Source organism: Candidatus Binatia bacterium (genome assembly GCA_029248525.1).
GTDB lineage: Bacteria > Desulfobacterota > Binatia > UBA12015 > UBA12015 > UBA12015.
The window spans coordinates 1-4384 of the sequence record JAQWJE010000031.1 but is presented as its reverse complement, the minus strand read 5'-3'; the positions used below and the strand labels follow the sequence as shown (position 1 = coordinate 4384).

The following is a 4384-nucleotide window of genomic DNA, read 5'->3' as shown; positions in this document are numbered from 1 at the left end:
TCTCCGAGAAGTTGCAATGATGTCTCGAGGCGCTAAAATTAAAAGAACTCATGAGTAATCCGCGCTTCAAAATCTGGTCTTCCGTCGGCAAGAAACTCCTGACCGGAGTCACCGGAATCGCCCTGATCGGTTTCATTATCGGGCATCTGGCCGGCAATCTTACCCTTTTGGTCGGCGGCGAGCTGTTTAATGCCTACGCCGAGAAACTCCACCAGCTGGGGTTCCTCTTGTACGTCGTGGAAGTCGGCCTGGTGCTGCTCTTCCTGACGCATATTGTGCCGGCGCTGGCTGTTCATCTCGACAAACGGAAGGCTCGAGGCGTGCAGAATACGATCGTCCAGAGCAAGGGCGCCCAGTCCAAACAAACGATTTTCTCGCGATCGATGGCCGTGACCGGGATGATCCTGCTGGCATTTCTCGTGATCCATATCATCCAGTTCCGTTTCGGCCCGAATATCGCCGACGGATACGTGACGCTGGTCAATGGCGAACCGGCGCGCGATCTCTACCGACTGGTGGTGGAGGTCTTCAAGGACCCACTCTGGGTCGCCTTTTATGTTTTCTGCATGTTGCTTCTCGGAAGCCACCTCCGACACGGAGCCTGGAGCGCCTTCCAGTCCATTGGTATTCTGAGCAACCCCATGCGCCCCCTGGCCTACTCGGCAGCAGGAATCCTTGCTGTAGCGGTTGCTGTGGGCTTTCTGGTCTTGCCCCTCTGGCTCTGGCTTGTGGCGCCCATGCCCCTGCCGGATCCGGCCATTCAAGCCCTGGTGACGAAATAATGGATTTCGATATCGTCGATGGAACTCTCTCGGACGGCGCCCCGGACGGGCCGATCGAAACTCGCTGGGATCGGCACCGATTCGATCTGAAGTTGGTCAACCCGGCCAATAAGAGAAAGTACAAGATCATCGTGGTCGGTACTGGTCTCGGTGGGGGCGCGGCCGCCGCCTCGCTTGCCGAACTCGGCTACGATGTCATGAACTTCTGCATTCAGGATACACCACGCCGCGCCCACTCGGTCGCGGCGCAGGGCGGCATCAACGCCGCCAAGAACTACCCCAACGACGGGGACTCGGTCTGGCGCCTGTTCTACGACACCGTCAAAGGCGGCGACTTCCGCTCCCGCGAATCGAACGTCTATCGACTGGCCCAATGCTCGGCCAATATCATTGACCAATGTGTCGCACAGGGTGTCCCCTTTGCCCGGGAATACGGCGGCACCCTCGCCAACCGCTCGTTCGGCGGGGCTCAAGTTTCGCGAACTTTTTATGCGCGAGGCCAAACGGGCCAGCAGCTTCTCCTCGGTGCCTACAGTTCTTTGATGCGGCAGGTCGCGGCGGGCAAAGTGTCCATGATGCCACGGCGCGAAATGCTCGATGTCGTCCTCGTGGACGGGCACGCGAAAGGCATCATCTGCCGCAATCTGGTGACCGGTGAATTGGAGCGCTACGCAGCAGACGCCGTCTGTCTGGCGACCGGTGGTTACTCCACAGTCTATTTCCTCTCGACCAACGCGGTGAACTCCAACGCAACGGCCGCCTGGCGCGCCCACAAACGCGGCGCCTTCTTCGCCAACCCGAGCTTCATGCAGATCCATCCGACCTGCATCCCCCTGCAGGGCTCGTCCCAATCCAAACTGACTCTGATGAGCGAGAGCCTGCGCAACGATGGTCGGATCTGGGTGCCGCAGAAAAAAAAGGACGACCGTCGCCCCAAAGATATTCCGGAAGACGAGCGCGACTACTTCCTGGAAAGGCGATATCCTTCCTTCGGCAACCTCGTGCCGCGCGACGTGGCCTCTCGTGCCGCCAAACAAATCTGCGATGAGGGTTTTGGTGTGGGCTCGACAGGCCTTGCCGTCTACCTCGACTTCGCCGAAGCCATCAGTCGACTCGGCCAGGAGAACGTCGAACAGAAATACGGCAACCTCTTCGAGATGTATCGCGAGATCACCGATGAGAGTCCCTACGAAACTCCCATGCGCATCTACCCCGCGCCCCACTACACCATGGGCGGCCTGTGGGTCGATTATAATCTGCAGACCACGATCCCCGGTCTCCATGCGCTGGGCGAGGCCAACTTCTCCGACCACGGTGCCAATCGGCTCGGCGCAAGCGCTCTGATGCAGGGTTTGTGCGATGGCTACTTCGTCATTCCCTATACGGTCGGCAACTACCTCGCCGACCAGACCCCCGGTTCGGTTTCCACCGAGGACGATGCCTTCGGTGAAGCCGAGGCCAATGTCCGCGATTCCGTCGACCGATTGCTCGCAGTCAAGGGCGAGAGGACCCCGCGCGACTTCCATTGGGATCTCGGGCGCACCCTGTGGGATAATGTCGGGATGTCGAGAAACCCGGATGGAATTCGGGAGGCAGTGACTCATATCCGGAAACTGCGAGAAGAGTTTTGGCAAAACGTTCGGGTCGTGGGCAACGGAGACACCATGAACAAGGCACTCGAATATGCCGGACGCGTGGCCGACTATCTCGAACTCGGGGAACTCATCGCAATCGACGCATTCAACCGAGATGAAAGCTGCGGCTGCCATTTGCGAACCGATCACCAGTCGCCCGAGGGAGAAGCCCTCCGTCGCGATGATGATTTTTCTTACGTATCTGCCTGGGAGTATACCGGTGATCTGGGCCGACCAAGATTGAACCGCGAGAAGCTGGATTTCGAAAACGTTCACCTCGCGGTACGGAACTACAAGTAATGGCAAACGTGGAAAATCGCTCCTACCAATTGCGTGTCTGGCGTCAGGCCGGGCCGAATAATCCAGGGAAACTGGTCGACTATCGGGTGAAAGATATCGACCCCAGCCTCTCCTTTCTGGAGATGCTGGACCATCTCAACGAGACTTTGATCAGCGAGGGGGAAAACCCCATCGAGTTCGAGAGTGATTGTCGAGAGGGTATCTGCGGTGCCTGCGGTGTCGTGGTCGACGGACGCCCCCACGGCCCCGTTCCGAATATCACCACCTGCGCCCTGAGGATGAGAGAGTTCTCCGATGGAGCCACCATCACGGTCGAACCCTTCCGAGCGACAGCCTTCCCGCTGGTGAAAGACCTCGTCGTTGACCGCAGTCCGTTCGATCGGATCATGCAAAAAGGCGGCTATTGCTCCGTCAATACCGGTCAGGCACCCGAGGCCAACAATCTGCGCATCGGCAAGGACACCGCCGAGATGGCCATGGACTCTGCGGCCTGCATCGGCTGCGGCGCGTGCGTGGCCTCATGTCCCAACGCATCCGCTTCCCTCTTTGTCGGTGCCAAGGTCCGGCAGCTCTCGCTGCTCCCGCAAGGTGACGTGGAGAGAGCGACGAGAGCCCTGGGGATGGTCGATCAGATGGATGCGGAAGGATTCGGAGACTGCTCCAACCACGGAGAATGCGAAGCCGCATGCCCCAAGGCGATCTCGATCGGAAATATCTCGACGCTGCGACGCGAGTATATGCGTGCCTTGACCAAGGCTTGACCAACCAAAAATTCCCGGCGATATCCTTGGACCGCCTGCAACAGCGGACGAATTGCCACCCGCGATTCAGCCGTGGCTATTCTTCGACGGGAAGGCCGACCAACCGCATCAGAGCAAGAGCATTGGAACGGGTAACCACACCCTCTTGCAGCCGATAATCAAAATGCATTTCGTCGCCTGAGAACCTGTCTTCGAAATGGACATTGGTTGCCGCGACATCCGGGGCCTCGGCGATCGCCGTGATCGCAAGATCATGAGTCGTCGCTACACCGACGCTCCCGCGATGGAGAAAGGCCCGCAAGACAGCCTCGGCCCCGATCCGGCGGTCGTGGGAGTTCGTACCAGAGAGCAACTCGTCGAGCAGAAACAACAGCGGACGGTCTCCGTCCGCGATCTTCATCAGACACGCCAGGCGATCAATCTCTGCCTGAAAGCGCGACCGGTTATCCAGCAGGGAGTCTTCGGTCCCGATGCTCGCGCCCACACGAAGCGGCGTGATCGAGAGCGCCGATGCCCGCACGGTCGCACCTGCTTGTGCCAAAATCGCGTTCACGCCGATCGAGCGCAAAAGCGTGCTCTTCCCCGACATATTCGAGCCGCTCACCAGCAGAAGTGAGGTTTGCGTATCGAGGCGCACATCGTTGCCCACGGCATCTGCGGACGGCAGTAACGGATGCGCGAGACCCTCTGCAACAAAAGACGGCGGCCCCTCGCCAATTCCGGGAAAAATCTCATCGGGTGCCTCATAGGCATGCGATGCGAAGGAGAGTAGTGCCTCGAAGCAGCCGACCGCCTGCAACCAGCCGAGCGTATCTTTCGAGAACCCCGTTCGCCATCGCTCCAACGAGGCGAGGATATGGATCTCCCAACCGATCAGGAGGGCCAGCGGAACAAACATCAGGTTATG

Annotated in this window: 4 protein-coding genes; 3 read left to right on the top strand and 1 reads right to left on the bottom strand. The window is 59.2% G+C overall.

Annotation, left to right across the window (positions count from 1 at the left end; translation table 11 throughout):
- Window positions 1-50 precede the first annotated feature (50 nt).
- The 3 genes from P8K07_06460 to P8K07_06450 are packed head-to-tail and all read left to right on the top strand — an operon-like array spanning window position 51 to window position 3477.
- Window positions 51-782, top strand: coding sequence for a succinate dehydrogenase cytochrome b subunit (locus P8K07_06460; protein ID MDG1958161.1), 732 nt, complete (start codon window positions 51-53; stop codon window positions 780-782).
- Complete coding sequence (locus P8K07_06455; GenBank protein MDG1958160.1) at window positions 782-2716, top strand: fumarate reductase/succinate dehydrogenase flavoprotein subunit; 1935 nt, start codon at window positions 782-784, stop codon at window positions 2714-2716. The genes P8K07_06460 and P8K07_06455 overlap by 1 nt, the downstream gene beginning before the upstream one ends.
- Window positions 2716-3477, top strand: coding sequence for a succinate dehydrogenase/fumarate reductase iron-sulfur subunit (locus P8K07_06450; GenBank protein MDG1958159.1), 762 nt, complete (start codon window positions 2716-2718; stop codon window positions 3475-3477). The genes P8K07_06455 and P8K07_06450 overlap by 1 nt, the downstream gene beginning before the upstream one ends.
- 76 nt (window positions 3478-3553) lie before the next feature.
- Here P8K07_06450 and P8K07_06445 read toward each other — a convergent pair.
- Window positions 3554-4384 (bottom strand): DNA mismatch repair protein MutS (locus tag P8K07_06445; protein MDG1958158.1); only part of this gene is annotated, 831 nt, incomplete at its 5' end.